Raw genomic sequence first — 17,521 nt, forward strand, 5'->3', positions numbered from 1 at the left:
TCGGTTGAGTGAGCTAGTTTATTAGCTAATGAAGGTGGCACCACGGGTCTTCCGTCCTTTTTGGATGGAAGGCCCTTTTGTATTTTTTAAAATAAAATGAATATAAATCGTTGAGCAAGAGTAGTACACATTTTAATTTTTTCCAGAGAGTCGGGGATTGGTGGAAGCCCGATATGAATGATTTGTGGAATGGACTTGCGAGAGGTGTCTTGAACCATAGTAGAGATTCCCGGCTGCCCCCGTTAAAAGGATAGGATATCGAATGAATATTTGTTCTGTATCCGAATGAGGAAGCGGAATTCATCCGCTTCAAAGAGAGGTGGCACCACGGTCTTAGAATCGTCCTCTATATGCGTAATCTATTTGCGCGTATAGAGGACGATTTTTTTATTTTCGAAAAGGGGTTGTAATATGAAGACAATAAATCACTGTTTAATACATGAGATCAAAGGAGATACATTAACGCCCATCTCGATTTTACAAAAGTTAAGCGGGACAAAGAAATTTTTGTTGGAAAGCTCTCATAAATACAATGACAGTGGGAGGTATTCTTTTATTGGTACCGACCCTGCCTTTGAACTCATTTCTAGAGGAGAAAGGAACGAAATTATCTATCGTGACGGAGCAAAGCAGGTATTGAAAGGGAATCCATTAGAGGTTATGAAGAAGCTCTTACCTGAAGGAATATTTGACGAATATGATTTCCCTTTTATTGGAGGAGCAGTGGGGTATGTTGGTTACGACATTATCAGAGAGTTTGAAGTAATTGGAGAGGAATTTCCCAATGGCTTGGATATGCCTGATGTGCACCTTATGTTTTTTGAAGAAGTAATTATTTTTGATCATCTGCAGGAAAAAGTAAAAATTTGCGGACTTCCATTGTCAGACAAAAGTAATGCAGCACTAATTGAAAAGCGAGTAATCCAAAGGGTCGAGGAATTAAAAAAACCCCATTATTATCATGACGAAGAACCGTTTTCATTTAACGGTTTTGAATCAGACACAACAAAAGAAGCGTTTATAAAAAATGTGGAAACTGCTAAGGAACATATACTTGCAGGAGATATTTTTCAAGTAGTGCTTTCAAGAAGAATGAAATCAACATTTCAAGGGACACCATTATCACTTTATCGGAAGCACCGCAGCTCTAACCCAACACCGTACATGTTTTATATTGATTTTGATGAATATACCGTAATTGGATCTTCACCCGAAAGCTTAATCAAAACGCGTGGAAACACAGTCATCTCCAACCCGATTGCCGGAACAAAGCGAAGAGGAGCAACAGCTGAAGAAGATGAGCGGATTGGGCAGGAATTAATAAACGATGAGAAAGAGCTCGCCGAACATCGCATGCTTGTAGACCTTGGAAGAAACGATCTTGGCAAGGTTTGTGAATTTGGAACGGTTCAAATTGAGAAATATATGTCGGTTGAAAAATTTCGTCATGTGATTCACTTAGTTTCGGAGGTCAGCGGCAAGCTGCATCGAGAAAAAACGGCTTTAGATGCCTTAGCGGCCTGTCTTCCGGCAGGAACGGTTTCAGGAGCCCCGAAAGTACGGGCGATGGAAATAATTAATGGGTTAGAAAAATCAAAGCGTGGTCTTTATTCTGGAGCAGTCGGTTATGTTTCAGTAAACGGAAATATGGATTTTGCCCTGGCGATTCGTACCATGATCATTAAAGATGGAGAAGCGATTATACAAGCAGGTGCAGGAATTGTTTACGATTCAAATCCAGAGTCTGAATATGAGGAAACACTAAACAAGTTGAGATCCTTTTTGGAGGGTGAAAAATGATTTTATTGATTGATAATTTTGATTCATTTACTTTTAATCTCTATCAATACCTTGGGGAATTGGGTGAGGAGGTTGTCGTTTATCGCAATAATCAGCTGAGTATGGACCAAATCCAACATTTGAATCCAAAAGCGATTATTTTATCACCAGGGCCTGGCAGGCCTGAGGAAGCTGGTATTTGTATTGAATTAATTCGAACTTTCCATAAGACCATTCCTATATTAGGGATATGTCTTGGTCATCAGGCAATTGGTGCCGCCTTTGGCAGTGAAGTGAGAAGGGCACATTACATTAAGCATGGAAAAACTTCATTCATCACCCACCAAGGAATAGAATTATTTGCAAACCTTGATTCTCCATTAGAGGTGATGCGTTATCATTCGTTAACGCTAGAAGAAAGTAATCTATCCTTAGAGTTGGAGTGTATTGCTAATTCCAATGATGATCATGAAGTGATGGCAATAAAGCATAAGAGATATCCTGTTTACGGGCTGCAATTTCATCCTGAATCGATTGGAACTCCGGATGGAAAACAAATGTTAAAAAACTTTTTAATTGAAATAGAAGGGATGAGGAAAAATGAAAAATTATCTACTCCAATTAGCTGAGCAGCGATCCTTTTCTGAAGAGCAGATGGAGGAGGCAGTGGATTTCATCTTGGGAGAAGAAGTTTCCGAATCTGAAATAGCGGCTTTTTTAATGGGGTTAAAATCTAAGGGTGAAACCGTTGATGAAATCGCCGGAATTGTAAGAGCTATGAAAGGGAACACCCTAAGATTTGACCGGAAATTTCCGAATGTTCTGGATAACTGTGGGACTGGCGGGGACGGTTCATCAAGCTTTAATGTCAGTACGACCTCAGCCTTTGTCATTGCCGGCGCAGGAATTCCTGTCGCTAAACATGGAAATAGAAGTATCTCAAGCAAAACAGGAAGTGCGGATGTCCTCGAGTACCTTGGCGTAAATCTAAATTTACCATCTGAAAGAACGGAAGAGATACTTCAGGAAATTGGAATCGCCTTTTTATTCGCACCACACGTTCATCCAAAACTAAAGAAAGTTATGACCGTACGTAAGGAATTGAAAATTCCAACAATTTTTAATTATATAGGCCCATTAACAAACCCGATCGAGTTGGATTATCAATTATTGGGCGTTAATCGCAGGGATTTATTAAACGTGTTTGCAGAAGTGCTCCAAAAGCTAGGACGTAAAAGGGCAGTAGTCATTAACGGTGCTGGATTTATGGATGAAGCCTCACTGCAAGGGGAGAACCATTATACACTTTTGGAAGATGGAGAAATAACCAGTCATGTGTTTAATCCTGAAGATGTGAACCTCCCGCAATACGATAACAGTCAGATAAAAGGCGGGGATTCGAAAGAAAATGGGGAGATTTTATTAAAAGTACTAAAAGGAGAAAAAGGTGCTCCTCGTGATACGGTATTATTAAACGCAGGAATAGGGATTTACACGGCCGGAAAGGCGAATTCCATTATTGAGGGAGTTAAGGTTGCTGCGGAAATCATCGATTCAGGTGCGGCATATGCAAAATTATCGGCACTGATTGAAAAATCTCGAATAGGGCAGAGAGAGGCGATTTAAATGGAAACGATACTTGACCGTATTATTGAACAGAAGAAAAAGGAGGTACTGCTCCTTCAAAATAGTACAGAAATTATTCAAGAAAAGACTTATCCAAAAAGATCATTTCTAGAAAAGCTGAATTCAGCAAAGGAACTGTCAATCATTTCCGAATATAAACGTGCTTCACCGTCAAAGGGGATAATTAATAATGGGGTAGAGCCTGGAGTACAAGCTGCAATTTATGAAAAAGCAGGAGCTTCCGCCATTTCTGTTTTAACAGATTCTACTTTTTTTAAAGGGTCATTCGACGATTTGAAGGAGGTCCGTGAAACAGTTAACCTTCCGATTCTTTGTAAAGATTTTATTATTAGTCCTTTGCAAATTGATGTAGCAGCTGCCCATGGGGCAAATATCATTTTGTTAATTGTTGCGGCATTAGATGAGAGTAGTTTACATGAACTATTTCACTACGCAACAGCAAAGGGCTTAGAGGTATTGATTGAAGTTCATAATCAATTTGAATTAGAAAAGGCACTTAAAACAGGAGCTAAGCTAATTGGTGTCAATAATCGTGATTTAAAGACATTTACCGTTTCACTCGAAGTAACCGAACAATTAGCAACCATTGTAAAAAAGTCCGGAGCTTATCTGATCAGTGAGAGTGGTATTCATACGGAGCAGGATGCTGTCCGAGTTCGAAACGCAGGTGCGAATGGTATTTTAGTAGGCGAGGCCTTAATGGTCAGTCAGGATATAGAGAAATCATTCGCAAATCTTCGCCTCCCCTTGCAGGAGGGCGTTAATAGATGACCGTCAAAGTGAAAATCTGCGGACTAACGGACAGCTATACAGCGCTTAAAGCCGCTGAATACGGTGCCGATGCTATCGGACTTGTTTTTGCAGAGAGTAAACGACAAGTTTCGCGTGATGCGGCGAAACAAATTGTTTCTAGTTTACCAGTTCATGTCATGAAGATTGGTGTTTTTGTCAATGAAACGAAGGAAGAGATTGAAAGGATTGCCTCTGACGTTGGATTAACCCATATCCAGCTGCATGGTGAGGAGCGGGCATCCTTTTCTCAATCACTTCCGCTGACCGTAATAAAAGCAATTAGCTTTGAGGATAATGAGGCGTTAAAAGCCATTGCTGACTACCCAGCCGATTATTTATTACTGGATGGCCCAAAAGGGAAGTATCGAGGGGGAAATGGTACTGCGTTTGATTGGAAACAAGTAAACACTACCTTCTTGGATGGAAGAAAAATAATCCTTGCAGGAGGACTACACATTGAGAACGTGGCAGACGCCACAAAAATTATAAAACCTTATATGGTCGATGTGAGCTCTGGGGTTGAAACAAATGGAGTAAAAGATCTTGTGAAAATAAAAGCATTTATTGAAAAGGTGAAAACTTTACCAATTGGAGGAAAACAAAATGAGCACCTATACATTACCGAATGAAAAAGGCCATTTCGGAATTTTTGGCGGGAGATTTGTACCGGAGACACTGATGAAGGCAGTTATTGAATTAAATGATGCCTATGAAGAGGCAAAAAAGGACCCCGCTTTTCATGCTGAGATTGCTAGATTAGCAAAAGAATATGTTGGAAGGGAGACACCATTATATTTTGCAGAAAACTTGACCAAACATGCGGGCGGTGCAAATATCTACCTAAAAAGAGAGGATTTAAACCATACGGGGGCCCATAAAATAAATAATGCAATTGGTCAGGCCTTGCTGGCTGTCCGCATGGGGAAAAAAAGAATCGTTGCTGAAACAGGTGCGGGTCAGCATGGTGTGGCAACAGCGACCGTTTGTGCCTTATTAAATCTCGATTGCATCATTTTTATGGGGGATGAAGATATAAAGCGTCAAGCGTTAAATGTCTTTCGAATGGAATTGCTCGGTGCGAAGGTTGTTGGTGTGTCTTCTGGCAGTGCCACTTTAAAGGATGCAGTTAATGAAGCTTTGAGATATTGGGTAACAAATGTCGATGATACACACTATTTATTAGGATCAGTAATGGGACCACATCCGTTCCCCGTAATGGTAAGAGATTTCCAGAGTGTGATCGGTAAAGAGACAAAGGAACAATTTCTTACCAGAAAAGGCAGTCTTCCTGATGCTGTGGTAGCCTGTATCGGCGGCGGCAGTAATGCAATGGGAATGTTTTATCCATTTATCGAGGATCAAAATGTCCGTTTATACGGAGTAGAAGCTGCGGGGCAGGGAGTAGAAACGGATTTTCATGCCGCCTCCTTGACAAAAGGGAAACCAGGAGTCCTTCATGGTTCTTTAATGTATTTATTACAGAATGAGGATGGCCAAATACAAGAGGCGCATTCTATTTCGGCAGGGCTCGATTATCCAGGAGTAGGACCTGAGCACAGCTACTTAAAGGATAGCGGCCGGGCCAATTATGTTTCCATCACAGATCAAGAGGCACTTGATGCCTTTCAACTTTTATCAAAACTTGAAGGAATTATTCCTGCGCTGGAGAGTTCTCATGCAGTTGCCTATGCTATCAAACTGGCAAGTGAAATGAAAGACAATGAAAATATAGTGGTTTGTTTATCTGGTCGTGGGGATAAGGATGTAGATGCTGTCAAAGCAAGACTTGAGGGGAGGAACTAATATGAATCGAATTGAAGAAACATTCGCGGCATTAAAAGAAAATCAAAAAAAAGCCTTTGTTCCCTACATAATGGCAGGTGATGGAGGGCTAGAAAATTTAGGTGACAGACTGGCTTTACTTGAAAAGTACGGTGCCACAGCGATCGAGGTGGGGGTTCCCTTTTCTGATCCTGTAGCGGATGGGCCAACAATCCAACGGGCTGGCCTTAGGGCGCTGGCTAATGGGACCACTCTAAGAGGGATAGTTCTGGAAATCGAAAAAGCAAGAAAAAAAATATCGATCCCTATTGTCCTAATGACTTATTTAAATCCCATTTATTCTTATGGGATAGCTGATTTTGTTCGCGACATTCGGAATGCTGGTGTGGATGGCTGCATCATTCCAGACCTTCCGATTGAGGAAGAAGAGATTATTTCACCTGAGCTTGAAACAGCAGGTGTGGAACTAATTCGTTTAGTGACCATGACAACCCCGCTCGAAAGAATCAAAATGATTTCTGGTAAAGGAAAAGGATTTTTATATACGGTAACGGTCAAAGGAATTACTGGAGTTAGAAATGAGTACGATGCTGAACTTACTAACTTTATAAAATCTGTTAAAGAAGTGAGTAATGTACCTGTTATGGCAGGGTTTGGAATATCAAGCAAAGAGCAAATTCAAGAAATATCAAAATACTGCGATGGAGTGATCGTCGGCAGTAAAATTGTCGAGCTATTTGAACAAGGTCGTCTAAGCGAAATGGAAGATTTAATGTCTGTTATTAAACAGGAATCCAACGTATTATAAACAAAAGGGTCTACGTCTGCTTTGCTTCAGAGTAGACCTTTTTTATGAGGGGAATTGTGCTAAACAGTGTTAAATCCTGACCTGATTTTTGAATTTCTTGATAGCTAAGGTTAACTTCTTTATAATAGGTATATAATCATAATAAGAAAAATCCTTTTTATGATGAATAAATGATTTTGAAACTTCCAGTAGTGGAAGTTTTTGTTCGTTTTTTATATCTGTTATCTTTAAAGATAATTTTTGCTAGGAGCGTAATATAAATGAAGGAAATAAATGTTGAAGAATTATTAACCTTAAAGGAACCAGTCATCATTGATATACGTTCAGCGATTGAGTTTGCAGATGGGGCGATTCCTGGGGCCATCAACATTCCATTATTCACGGATGAAGAACGTCAGATCATAGGTACAATTTATAAACATGAAGGGCAAGCTGCTGCTAAGTGGCAGGCGATGGAATTTGTTTCTCCTAAGCTTCCTGTTCTGTTAAAGACAATTAAGTCTTATCAAACGAATGGGGACTTAGTCATTCATTGCTGGCGTGGGGGGATGCGCAGTAAAGCGGTTGTAACCTTCTTAGAGTTTGCGGGCATTTATGCATGGCGTTTAGTTGGGGGATATAAAGCCTATAGACATCATATCCTTGAACAAATACCATCGATGATTCCGGATAAAACTGTTGTTATTCATGGGATGACAGGTGTTGGAAAAACAGAGGTTTTGAAAATTTTAAAGAAAAAGGGGTATCCTGTTCTTGATTTAGAAGAAATGGCAGGTCACCGCGGCTCTATCTTCGGCACAATTGGTCTTGGAGAAGGTCATAATCAAAAGACATTCGATTCCTTATTATTTAAATGTCTAACTGAAATCCAAGGGTGCGACTATTTTCTTGTGGAGGCGGAAAGTAAAAGAATAGGCAAAGCTGTTCAGCCTGAAAAGTTAATGGATGTAAAATTTGAAGGCTTGAATATTTACATTCATTCGCCACTTGAGCAACGGGTAAAACATCTTGTTTCGGAGTATGTACGGCCATATGAACAGGAACCATGGTATATCGAAAAAATCTCGTTAGGAATTGAAAGGGTCTTAAAGAGGGTGAAAGATATCGACATTAGAAACACATTAATCGAAACCCTTCACGAAAAAAATTATCGGGACATGATTTTGATTTTACTTGATCACTATTATGACCCACGGTACGATCATGCAAGACAAGACTATATTGGAGAATTTATTGATATATTTGCTGAAAATCCGATCGATGCAGCAGATAAGATCGCCGTCAAACTTAAAGAGTTATCGATTCCTCCCATGTTAGAAACAAATAGCCGGGTATGATTAACATAAATAATTAAGCACACGCCTATTATTGGTGTGTGCTTAATTATTTTTCTAAGGAAATTCTAATCTTCTTCTCATGGCAGTTTCCAGAAGAACAGGTAAGCTATGAACTACCTTCTAATAAATTATCTCCAATCATTATCAAATACCAGGGTACAGAAAGACAGATCAAAAAGGAGGAATACAACATGTTTTGGTTTCGATTATTTATTGTTGGCTTCTTTTCGTTCACAGCAATTTCTCTCGTTTCGTACCAATCAATTGAGATTATTCATGCAGTCTTTGATTTTATTCGAGATAAACATCAGTTAAAATAAGAGAAAAACGTAATGTGAGAGTGGGAGTATGTCCAAATTACTAATTATTGAAGATGAAAAGAGTTTGGCTCGATTTATAGAGTTAGAAATGCAGCACGAGGGCTACGAAACGACCGTTGCATCAGACGGGCGCAATGGCTTGCAATTAGCTCTCACGGAGAGTTGGGATGCCATTTTACTTGATTTACTGCTACCAGAATTAAATGGCATGGAGGTATGCCGAAGAATTAGACAAACTAACAAAACGATCCCTATTATTATGATTACTGCCCGTGATAGTGTACTTGATCGGGTTTCCGGTCTAGACAGTGGAGCAGATGACTATATCATAAAACCATTTGCAATTGAAGAGTTATTAGCAAGATTGAGATCGTTATTTAGAAGGGTTGAGGCTTTGCAATCTACTGAGGTTACGACCCTTATATTTAAGGATCTTGTTGTTGAGCTAGAATCCTGTGTTGTTAAAAAAGGTGAATTGGTTATTAGTCTTACAAAGAGGGAATACGATTTATTAATTACCTTTATGAGTAATATTAATATTGTATTAACAAGGGAAGTACTCCTTAATAAGGTTTGGGGATACAGTACAGGCGTTGAAACAAATGTGGTGGATGTATATGTTCGTTATTTACGTAACAAAATAGATGATCAAAATGATGATGGTCGTTACATTCATACTGTTCGTGGTATAGGATATGTGATGCGATGATAGAGAAGATTAGCGGTCTATTTAATCGACTTCGCTGGCAAACTAAATTAGTGTTAAGTTGCTCAACAGCTATATTTTTGACTTTTTTTCTATTTAGTTTCTTAGAATATCATACCGTTTCAAAATGGATGATGAACCGTGAAGAAATTGCCATCAATCGAACTATGAGTGATATCACAACCTTTTACAACGCAAAATCAAACAAACCTAATCGCGGAGATATAAAGAAAAGTGCAGCCTTTTTAAGGAAGATGAATGATAAAGATCAACTAATTAGAGTATATGACCAAGATGGTCATGTTCTTGTTTCGGATAAAAATGGTACTTTCCCCGTTTTAGAGGCTGCGCCGACTAAGAAAAAGGTTACCCAAGAGATTTCAATTGAAGGAAATGAAGCATTTGTTGCCAGAGCCCCGATAAAGGGGAATGACTTTACAGGGACAATAGAAATTGTACGTCAATTAAATACCTACCGAAGAATGATGGGGAATCTCTTTTGGGTTATGACCATATTTGGGATTGCGGCAATTGTCTTTAGTGCTATCAGTGGTTTTTTACTTGCAAAGCAGCTTTTAAAACCTGTAAGGGATTTAGCTAAAGCGATGAAACAGATTAAGGAAACGGGCTTTCAAGAAAGAATGAATGGGTATAAACAAAAAGATGAATTAACAGCCTTGACCAATGTTTTTAATGAAATGATGGATGAAATTGAAAAGTCTTTTCTACTTCAAAAGCAATTTGTAGAAGATGCCTCACATGAACTCAGGACACCTGTGTCGATATTAGAGGGACATCTTTCCTTATTGAACAGATGGGGGAAAAAGGATCCTGTTATTCTAGATGAGTCTCTTGACGCTTCACTCCAAGAAGTAACGAGATTAAAAAAATTAATCAACGACTTGTTACATATTACAAGAGCTGAACATCCTAGATTGAAAAATGAGGAAAAAACGGATATTTCAGAAACACTTCATCAATTGGTGAAGAATTTGGAGATCATCCACCCAGATTACAATATTTTTTTAGAAGTGAGTCCGCTCTTACCTAAGATTCGAATTTCGAGACAGCATATGGAGCAGATCATGATTATCTTATTAAATAATGCCATCCAATACTCTAACAATAATAAGACTATTTGGATTACTGCTATTCAAGAAGGCGGGAAAATGATTCTCTCCGTAGTTGACAATGGAATTGGCATATCGAATGAACATTTAGCCAACGTATTTAATCGTTTTTATCGAGTGGATCAGGCTCGAAGCCGTGAAAACGGGGGTACAGGATTAGGACTGTCAATTGCCGAGCGATTAATCAAAAAATATAATGGAGCTATCTCAATTAAAAGTCAGGAAGGGGTTGGCACAACAGTAACGATTGTTCTGCCATATTTGCTATAAATATTCTAATTTAATGAATAGTAATATAAAAGAGGCTAACCCAAAAGGTGGTTGTTGAATAATTTTTGAACACTCTGTTGATTTGAGCGGAAGGTGTGAAGACTCCTACGGAAGTACGGGGCAGGGGAGACCCCGCAGGAGCGAAGCGCCTGAAGCGGAATCAACAGACTAGGTTAATGTATAAAAAAGGAGGTGCCCCCGAAAAGTTATACTTTTGGGACACCTTCTTTATTTTTTGTTCTTTCCCCGGTCTAGGTTTTAAGCAATCTTAGACCTCTGCGCTTTATTTCATCCTTTAAAAGTTTAATCCATTCCTTTTCCCCAGATTTTAATGCATCCCGATATGAAATAATCAACTGCTCGTTACTCATAATTTTCAACTTAAGAATGCCCTCCTTTAAAAAATGGATTGTTTATTCAGTTTTTACTATTGTAATAGTTTAACGGAAATTTGAGAACTCGAATTTTTATAATTTAAATGAAGTCATCCATCATATTGTTGCACACTACCGGATTAATTGATTATACTAGAACTTGGACAAAGACCGAAAGGACGGTGGCAGCAATGATTCATTTATCTTGGAAAGATCGTGAGACAATTAAGAAAGTAAAATGTGTTCATACAGATGCAAAAAAGTATCTCGTTCATAATGCTTTAACAAAAGGGAATATTTATGATGTAAAGAACGAAACAGAAGAGTTTTATTACATTATCGATAATTCTGGAAAAGTGGGCGGATTTTACAAGGAATATTTTCAGGATGCATAGAAGAAGACTGTGAGGTATAGCCTCCAGTCTTTTTTTAGGGAACAAGGCGTTTGCGCTTTACTTATGAAAACGAAACAAGCTGTCTGAACAAAAAATCTACAGACAGCTGACCATCGATCATTATTAACGGGCATCAGGGAATACTCTGCGGATCGTATCGGAAAACTCATCGATGAAATCAGAAGTGGTTTGTCCTTGTCGAATCTGCCGAGTATAGCTCGACATTCGGTTATAGAATTGCGGACTTTTCGAAATATAGACATTATCGATATTGCCATCAACCGATTTTACTGTCCGGGTAATTTTATTTCTGGTTGTTGCGGTTAACTGATTATAAGTGGAACCCTCCATCTTCACAGCGACGTAAGCATTATTATCGGTGACAATGATGTTTGCTCGGTCAATCTCTGCTAAATCAGTAACCCTATCCGCTGCCCGATTTGCAACGATTATCTTTGATGTGTCGTATTGAATTTGGTTGTTCGCAGAGTGTCTGTTGTTATGATTTCGCTGCCGGTCTATTTCCGGGTCGCTTGTATCGACGCTTGTAATAGCTGGACCACCATGATTTGGTGTATTATAATTGACTCTCGTTGGTTCTGTTTTATTAAGGTCAAGCTTTTGATTTGCTCGATCATCATCTACATTATTCTTCGAACAGCCAGATATGTACAAAGAAAAGATTAGAGCTACTGCAATAAACAATCTTTTTTTCATTTATGTTAGCACTCCTTCGACCTAAGTTACACTTAGAGATAGGATTCCTAATAAAAAGGAATTTATCCTATACATTTGTTAACGATAAAAGCAAAAGTAATAGAGATCCGTTTTAAAAAATTTTTCCCAATAAAAAAGAAGCATTGGAGTCCAATGCTTTTTTTTCGTTAATTTACTTTTGGTGAGCTGGTGTTTCAATCGTTTTTTTGGCTTGATATAGCTTACGACTAACCAAAGTTTGAAGTGTTAGGAATAATCCGCCGACAACCCAATAAAGCGGCAAGGCTGCTGGGGCGTTAAAAGAAAACATTACAATCATTAGCGGCGACATCAAGCCCATTATTTTCATTTGTTGCTGCTGGGCTGTCGGCATATTTGATTGGGATACCTTGAATTGGAAGTAGTAAACAAGACCCGCGATAATTGTAATAATGATATCTGGATGCCCTAAATTGAACCATAGAAATTGATGTGTTGCAATTTCCTGTGAACCGCGAATAGCATAATAAAAGGCTGTTAGGATTGGCATTTGAATAATGATAGGTAAACAACCCATATTGAGTGGGTTAACACCATGTTTTTGATATAGTCCCATCATTTCAGCTTGAAGTTCTTGTTTCTTTTTAGCATCCTTCTCAGTTTTCATTTTCTTTTGAATCGCATCCATCTCAGGCTTTAAAACATCCATTTTTTCTTTCATAACCATCTGATTTTTATATTGCTTTAGCATTAATGGCATTAATATAAGTCTAATAAGCAGGGTAACAACGATAATGGCTAAACCATAGTTTCCACCAAAAAATTCTGCAGTCGAATGGATAATCGTTGAGAAAGGATGGACAAAATAGGTTTGAAAAAACCCTGTTTTATTAGTAGTAGTTGTTGTTTGTGCTTGTGATGAGCAAGCAGACAATAATAAAGTAGACAAAATAAAAATAGCTGTAATTATAAGTGAAGATCGATTCTTTTTCATATTTCCTCCTAAAATGTCTTAGTATAATATGTGGTTAGATGATAAGGAAGGAAATTGGTTCATCAGAATCTTCCTGAGAACATTCTTTTCTACGAATATATTTAACAATTCTTTTCAGAATAAAACTTCCGTTCATACTATTTTGATTCCGGTAGAAGACGAGCGGGTAATTAATTTTTGCGTTTGCAGATTCAGAAAGAGAACCGAAAAAAGTATATTCTACACCCCAAGCCCACAAAAACTTTAATGTGATACCAAGAAAAATACTTACATACAGGGCATTTAGAGCATTTATATCGGAAAGATCAATCAGCAATTGGAACAAAAATTATCACCTCACTTAAATACCAATGATATGAGTATATAGGAGAAATCGAAAAGAATCAATTTTATCACTGTCAAAATCCCATAATATGAAGACATTGCTAATAGTTATAAATGACTTTTTCTAATATCCTACTATAACTCAGGATGGAGATTGACCCAGCTACCCCGAGTAACCAACGGGCAGTAATAAGGTGAAGAGAGGTGCCAATCATGATTACTATAAAACTACCAATAGAAATTCAGATCAACAAAAAACAAAGTTTTGGAAGAAAAAACACTGATCCAATTAATCAGTGTTTTAATAATGGTTTCCAATATGCTGTCAACATTTTATAAGCCAATTCCACTTTCTCTTCCGTTGGCGGCTCGACTTCTTTTAGAGGATATTCATGGCCAAGTGCTTCCCATTTGTATACTCCAAGTTTGTGGTAGGGAAGAATTTCAATTTTTAGTACATTCTCGAGGGTCCCAATGAATTCTCCTAGTTTTTGCAAGTCATCTGGCTCATCTGTGACAGTTGGAACAAGAACATGACGCACCCAAATTGGAATATTCCGATCTGATAAAAACTTAGCGAATTCAAGGATATGATCATTCGCCATACCAGTTAGTTGAATATGTTTTTTTCGGTTAATATGTTTTAAATCAAGTAACACTAGATCTGTATATCGTAATAGTTCTTCTAATTGTTCAATAAAGAGCTTGGAGTGGGAAAAACAGCCCCCAGATGAGTCGATGGTGGTATGAATTCCTTTCTTTTTACACTCTTTGAAAAGTTCAGTTAAGAACGGGATTTGTAATAAAGGCTCCCCGCCGCTTACAGTAATCCCACCTCCAGATGCTTCGATGAAAGGAAGATAACTTGAGAGATCATCCATGATTTCAGAAACTGTCATCTGTTTTCCGGAACCGATTTCCCAAGTATCTGCGTTATGACAAAACTGGCAGCGCAATAAGCACCCCTGAGTAAAAATCACATAACGAATTCCTGGTCCGTCAACTGTTCCTAATGTTTCAATAGAATGAATATTTCCCATCATGATGATGTCCCCCTTATTTTTAAGCAGGTGCCCCCAAAGAGAGGGGAACTCCATTTTATTCTAATTTACAATGATTCGTGGAAAGTACGATTAATAACATCGAGTTGTTGTTCTTTAGTTAATTTAATAAAGTTTACAGCATATCCAGATACACGAATGGTTAGTTGTGGATATAACTCAGGATGCTCCATCGCGTCAATTAATGTTTCTCTATTAAAGACGTTAACGTTTAAATGGTGTCCGTTTTTAATGGAATAGCCATCTAAAATAGATACAAGGTTGCGAACTCTGTTTTCTTCTTCTTTACCTAGGGCTTTTGGAACGATAGAAAATGTATTTGAAATTCCGTCCATTGCATAGGCATATGGAAGTTTAGCAACTGAAGAAAGGGAAGCTAATGTTCCTTTTGTGTCACGGCCATGCATTGGGTTAGCCCCTGGCGCGAATGGCTCACCAGCACGACGGCCATCAGGTGTATTTCCTGTTTTCTTACCGTATACTACGTTAGAAGTAATCGTTAAAACTGATAAAGTATGAAGGGAATCACGATATGTTCCATGTTTACGTAATTTTTTCATAAAGGTTTCAACAAGTTCAACAGCAATGCTGTCAACACGATCATCGTTGTTGCCGTATTTAGGGAAGTCACCAGTTGTTTCAAAGTCAACTGCTAGCCCGTTTTCATCACGGGTCACTTTGACTTCGCCGTATTTAATAGCACTTAATGAGTCAGCTGCAACACTTAACCCTGCAATACCTGTTGCCATTGTTCTAAGGATTTTCGTGTCATGTAAGGCCATTTCAATTCTTTCATAGCTATATTTATCGTGCATATAGTGAATAACATTCAATGTATTAATGTAAAGACCTGCAAGCCAATCCATCATCTGGTCAAATTTCCCCATAACTTCATCATAATTTAGTACATCTGAAGTAATGGGACGATATTGTGGTCCAACTTGGATTTTTAATTTTTCATCAACACCACCGTTAATAGCATAAAGAAGGGCTTTAGCAAGGTTGGCACGAGCGCCAAAGAATTGCATTTGTTTACCGATTTCCATTGCAGACACACAGCAGGCAATTCCGTAATCATCACCATACTCAGGACGCATAATTTCGTCATTTTCATACTGGATAGAACTAGTTTTAATAGACATGTTGGCACAGTATTTCTTAAAGTTTTCTGGTAATAATGGAGACCATAAAACAGTTAAGTTTGGTTCTGGAGCCGCTCCTAAGTTATCCAAAGTATGGAGGAAACGGAAAGAGTTCTTCGTTACAAGTGAACGTCCGTCAGATGTCATACCGCCAATAGATTCAGTTACCCATGTTGGGTCACCACTAAATAGCTCGTTATAATCAGGTGTACGTGCAAATTTTACTAAACGAAGTTTCATGATGAAGTGATCAACGATTTCTTGAGCTTCAGTTTCAGATAATATCCCATTTTCTAAATCTCTTTCGATATAAGTATCTAAGAATGTTGAGGTACGGCCAAGGCTCATTGCAGCACCGTTTTGTTCTTTAATAGCAGCTAAATAGCCAAGGTATAACCATTGGAAAGCCTCTTGTGCATTTTGTGCAGGACGGGATAGGTCAAAACCATAACTTGTGCCAAGTTCTTTTAATTCATTTAAGGCACGGATTTGTTCGGCTATCTCTTCACGAAGTCGCATATTATCTTCTGTCATGACACTGCTGGTATTCTTTTTGTCTAACTGTTTTTGTTTAATTAGGAAATCAACACCGTATAAGGCAACACGGCGATAGTCGCCTATTATACGGCCACGGCCGTATGCATCTGGAAGCCCTGTAATAATAGCAGCTTTACGAGCTAGCGTCATTTCATCTGTATAGGCATCAAAGACACCTTGGTTATGTGTTTTACGGAAATCAGTGAAGATTTTTTCAATTTCAGGATTCAATTCATAGCCGTATGAAGCACATGCTTGCTTTGCCATACGAATACCACCGAACGGCTGTAATGAACGATTAAACGGTTTATCTGTTTGGACGCCTACAACTTTTTCAAGATCTTCATCTAAATATCCTGGACCATGTGAGGTAATAGTCGAAACTGTTTCTGTGTCCATATCAAGGACGCCGCCATTTTCACGTTCTTGTTTTGTTAATAGCATTACTTGTTCCCAAAGCTTGTTTGTGGCATCAGTTGCGGGAGCTAAGAATGAGTCGTCGCCTTCGTATGGTTTGTAGTTGCTTAAAATAAAATCGCGTACATTGATTTCTTTTGACCAAGTTCCTTTATTAAATCCTTGCCATTGTTCCATTATCTTTCACCTCTTAAATTAGTAGAAGAATATATAACAGAAAGTTATTTATTTCATGCCCCTAGTATAACAGGTGAAATGTGATAAAAAATGCGCTAATTGTTAAGGAATTGTGAAGCCTTTAAATTTAAGGGTTTTTTAAGGGTATTTATGAATATTATATGAACGTTGATTATAAGATAATAAAACTGTACTATAAAATAACTAAATGAATGCGAATCTGTTATATAGGAAGAAATCAATAATACCAACGTATTAATAGTGAAAACTATATGATACAGCCCTTTTTGACAAATGAAAAAGCAGGAGAGTCATCTCCTGCTTCTAATTGACGACAATATAGGCAATCATTGGCCCGTTGTGAGCACGGTCAGAATGAACTTCACAAATTAATCGATAGGTTCCTTCCTTTTTAAATTGAAGAGGAACGAGGGTATCTTGCCCCTTTTTTACTGTTCCTTTCACTGTGGTCCCTTCAATGTGAAATGGATGCTCAGCCCCATTAATTCCACTGATAATTAAGTTTACTTTTTCTTCCTTTTTTAAGACAATAGTGCCAGGATCCCAGCGATATGCTTCTATTTCTTTACCGTCTTTCAACGTAGTCTTAAATTCTCCTGTTACCATGTGAATCTGACGAGTTTTATGGTCAGGATGTTGATTAAATACAGTGGTATCTCCTGCTTTTAACATAAACCAGGCAGAAATACTTGCTAAGACGATGCCGACTGCTAAAAAAAATAGCAGGGTCTCTTTTTTAAAAACTAAAAATTTCACCAGCAAACCTCCTCATATTTGTTCTATTAATATCTATGCTATGAGGGTCGGGAAAC

Annotated in this window: 19 protein-coding genes and 2 other annotated features (1 of these 21 cut by a window edge); of the genes, 12 read left to right on the forward strand and 7 right to left on the reverse strand. The window is 38.2% G+C overall.

The features are described from left to right. Positions 1-62 (forward strand) — a binding site (T-box leader) (it extends 188 nt beyond the left edge of the window). Positions 63-101: 39 nt separating this feature from the next. Continuing rightward, positions 102-350 (forward strand) — a binding site (T-box leader). A gap of 61 nt (positions 351-411) precedes the next feature. The 11 genes from trpE to ACZ9EE_RS26270 all read left to right on the forward strand — a co-directional run bounded on the left by trpE (position 412) and on the right by ACZ9EE_RS26270 (position 10,571). Further along, the gene (gene trpE, locus ACZ9EE_RS26220; protein WP_476031534.1) at positions 412-1,800 is read left to right on the forward strand and encodes an anthranilate synthase component I; all 1,389 of its coding nucleotides are present in this window, start codon (positions 412-414) and stop codon (positions 1,798-1,800) included. Continuing rightward, complete coding sequence (locus ACZ9EE_RS26225; protein ID WP_476031535.1) at positions 1,797-2,408, forward strand: anthranilate synthase component II; 612 nt, start codon at positions 1,797-1,799, stop codon at positions 2,406-2,408. Before trpE ends, ACZ9EE_RS26225 begins: the two co-directional genes overlap by 4 nt. Next, positions 2,380-3,405, forward strand: a complete 1,026-nt coding sequence (gene trpD / locus ACZ9EE_RS26230) for an anthranilate phosphoribosyltransferase (RefSeq protein WP_476031536.1) — start codon at positions 2,380-2,382, stop codon at positions 3,403-3,405. Before ACZ9EE_RS26225 ends, trpD begins: the two co-directional genes overlap by 29 nt. After that, positions 3,406-4,197: an indole-3-glycerol phosphate synthase TrpC gene (gene trpC / locus ACZ9EE_RS26235; protein WP_476031537.1), complete on the forward strand. Its 792-nt coding sequence runs from the start codon at positions 3,406-3,408 to the stop codon at positions 4,195-4,197. Then, positions 4,194-4,847, forward strand: a complete 654-nt coding sequence (locus ACZ9EE_RS26240) for a phosphoribosylanthranilate isomerase (protein WP_476031538.1) — start codon at positions 4,194-4,196, stop codon at positions 4,845-4,847. The genes trpC and ACZ9EE_RS26240 overlap by 4 nt, the downstream gene beginning before the upstream one ends. Next, a complete protein-coding gene (gene trpB, locus ACZ9EE_RS26245) occupies positions 4,822-6,021 on the forward strand; it encodes a tryptophan synthase subunit beta (RefSeq protein WP_476031539.1) in 1,200 nt (399 codons plus the stop codon). Before ACZ9EE_RS26240 ends, trpB begins: the two co-directional genes overlap by 26 nt. Position 6,022: 1 nt before the next feature. Next, positions 6,023-6,808: a tryptophan synthase subunit alpha gene (gene trpA / locus ACZ9EE_RS26250; RefSeq protein WP_476031540.1), complete on the forward strand. Its 786-nt coding sequence runs from the start codon at positions 6,023-6,025 to the stop codon at positions 6,806-6,808. A gap of 260 nt (positions 6,809-7,068) precedes the next feature. Beyond that, complete coding sequence (gene mnmH / locus ACZ9EE_RS26255) at positions 7,069-8,145, forward strand: tRNA 2-selenouridine(34) synthase MnmH (RefSeq protein ID WP_476031541.1); 1,077 nt, start codon at positions 7,069-7,071, stop codon at positions 8,143-8,145. Positions 8,146-8,336: 191 nt separating this feature from the next. Further along, positions 8,337-8,465 carry a hypothetical protein gene (locus ACZ9EE_RS26260; RefSeq protein WP_476031542.1) on the forward strand — a complete coding sequence of 43 codons (129 nt, stop codon included), beginning with the start codon at positions 8,337-8,339 and terminating at the stop codon, positions 8,463-8,465. A gap of 28 nt (positions 8,466-8,493) precedes the next feature. Next, positions 8,494-9,174 (forward strand): response regulator transcription factor, encoded by a 681-nt coding sequence (locus tag ACZ9EE_RS26265; RefSeq protein WP_476031543.1) that lies wholly within the window; start codon positions 8,494-8,496, stop codon positions 9,172-9,174. Further along, positions 9,171-10,571: a HAMP domain-containing sensor histidine kinase gene (locus tag ACZ9EE_RS26270; protein WP_476031544.1), complete on the forward strand. Its 1,401-nt coding sequence runs from the start codon at positions 9,171-9,173 to the stop codon at positions 10,569-10,571. The genes ACZ9EE_RS26265 and ACZ9EE_RS26270 overlap by 4 nt, the downstream gene beginning before the upstream one ends. A gap of 251 nt (positions 10,572-10,822) precedes the next feature. Here ACZ9EE_RS26270 and sda read toward each other — a convergent pair whose 3' ends face one another. Next, complete coding sequence (gene sda, locus ACZ9EE_RS26275) at positions 10,823-10,942, reverse strand: sporulation histidine kinase inhibitor Sda (protein ID WP_430540049.1); 120 nt, start codon at positions 10,940-10,942, stop codon at positions 10,823-10,825. A gap of 194 nt (positions 10,943-11,136) precedes the next feature. On the opposite strand from sda, the gene ACZ9EE_RS26280 reads away from it, so the two are divergent. Then, complete coding sequence (locus ACZ9EE_RS26280) at positions 11,137-11,340, forward strand: DUF6501 family protein (RefSeq protein ID WP_476033102.1); 204 nt, start codon at positions 11,137-11,139, stop codon at positions 11,338-11,340. Between the two features lie 123 nt (positions 11,341-11,463). Here the strand turns inward: ACZ9EE_RS26280 and ACZ9EE_RS26285 are convergent, their stop codons facing one another. The 6 genes from ACZ9EE_RS26285 to ACZ9EE_RS26310 all read right to left on the reverse strand — a co-directional run bounded on the left by ACZ9EE_RS26285 (position 11,464) and on the right by ACZ9EE_RS26310 (position 17,465). Then, the gene (locus ACZ9EE_RS26285) at positions 11,464-12,057 is read right to left on the reverse strand and encodes a YhcN/YlaJ family sporulation lipoprotein (RefSeq protein ID WP_476031545.1); all 594 of its coding nucleotides are present in this window, start codon (positions 12,055-12,057) and stop codon (positions 11,464-11,466) included. 172 nt (positions 12,058-12,229) lie between these two features. After that, a complete protein-coding gene (yidC, locus tag ACZ9EE_RS26290; protein ID WP_476031546.1) occupies positions 12,230-13,030 on the reverse strand; it encodes a membrane protein insertase YidC in 801 nt (266 codons plus the stop codon). A gap of 34 nt (positions 13,031-13,064) precedes the next feature. After that, positions 13,065-13,355, reverse strand: coding sequence for a hypothetical protein (locus ACZ9EE_RS26295; protein ID WP_476031547.1), 291 nt, complete (start codon positions 13,353-13,355; stop codon positions 13,065-13,067). Between the two features lie 292 nt (positions 13,356-13,647). Then, positions 13,648-14,397 (reverse strand): pyruvate formate-lyase-activating protein, encoded by a 750-nt coding sequence (gene pflA / locus ACZ9EE_RS26300; RefSeq protein WP_476031548.1) that lies wholly within the window; start codon positions 14,395-14,397, stop codon positions 13,648-13,650. A 65-nt stretch (positions 14,398-14,462) separates the two neighbouring features. Next, on the reverse strand, positions 14,463-16,688 hold the full coding sequence (pflB, locus tag ACZ9EE_RS26305) for a formate C-acetyltransferase (RefSeq protein WP_476031549.1): 2,226 nt from the start codon (positions 16,686-16,688) through the stop codon (positions 14,463-14,465). A 324-nt stretch (positions 16,689-17,012) separates the two neighbouring features. Further along, entirely contained in the window at positions 17,013-17,465 is a 453-nt protein-coding gene (locus ACZ9EE_RS26310; RefSeq protein ID WP_476031550.1) for a cupredoxin domain-containing protein, read from the reverse strand. Positions 17,466-17,521 lie beyond the last annotated feature (56 nt).

This window comes from Bacillus sp. URHA0034 (genome assembly GCF_056280405.1).

Coding starts and splice junctions, on each gene's coding strand:
- ACZ9EE_RS26270 (WP_476031544.1), top strand. CDS start 9,171: ATGATAGAGAAGATTAGCGGTCTATTTAATCGACTTCGCTGGCAAACT.
- trpD (WP_476031536.1), top strand. CDS start 2,380: ATGAAAAATTATCTACTCCAATTAGCTGAGCAGCGATCCTTTTCTGAA.
- trpA (WP_476031540.1), top strand. CDS start 6,023: ATGAATCGAATTGAAGAAACATTCGCGGCATTAAAAGAAAATCAAAAA.
- ACZ9EE_RS26265 (WP_476031543.1), top strand. CDS start 8,494: ATGTCCAAATTACTAATTATTGAAGATGAAAAGAGTTTGGCTCGATTT.
- pflB (WP_476031549.1), bottom strand. CDS start 16,688: ATGGAACAATGGCAAGGATTTAATAAAGGAACTTGGTCAAAAGAAATC.
- ACZ9EE_RS26280 (WP_476033102.1), top strand. CDS start 11,137: ATGATTCATTTATCTTGGAAAGATCGTGAGACAATTAAGAAAGTAAAA.
- ACZ9EE_RS26285 (WP_476031545.1), bottom strand. CDS start 12,057: ATGAAAAAAAGATTGTTTATTGCAGTAGCTCTAATCTTTTCTTTGTAC.
- trpB (WP_476031539.1), top strand. CDS start 4,822: ATGAGCACCTATACATTACCGAATGAAAAAGGCCATTTCGGAATTTTT.
- sda (WP_430540049.1), bottom strand. CDS start 10,942: ATGAGTAACGAGCAGTTGATTATTTCATATCGGGATGCATTAAAATCT.
- yidC (WP_476031546.1), bottom strand. CDS start 13,030: ATGAAAAAGAATCGATCTTCACTTATAATTACAGCTATTTTTATTTTG.
- pflA (WP_476031548.1), bottom strand. CDS start 14,397: ATGATGGGAAATATTCATTCTATTGAAACATTAGGAACAGTTGACGGA.
- ACZ9EE_RS26240 (WP_476031538.1), top strand. CDS start 4,194: ATGACCGTCAAAGTGAAAATCTGCGGACTAACGGACAGCTATACAGCG.
- trpC (WP_476031537.1), top strand. CDS start 3,406: ATGGAAACGATACTTGACCGTATTATTGAACAGAAGAAAAAGGAGGTA.
- ACZ9EE_RS26260 (WP_476031542.1), top strand. CDS start 8,337: ATGTTTTGGTTTCGATTATTTATTGTTGGCTTCTTTTCGTTCACAGCA.
- ACZ9EE_RS26225 (WP_476031535.1), top strand. CDS start 1,797: ATGATTTTATTGATTGATAATTTTGATTCATTTACTTTTAATCTCTAT.
- mnmH (WP_476031541.1), top strand. CDS start 7,069: ATGAAGGAAATAAATGTTGAAGAATTATTAACCTTAAAGGAACCAGTC.
- trpE (WP_476031534.1), top strand. CDS start 412: ATGAAGACAATAAATCACTGTTTAATACATGAGATCAAAGGAGATACA.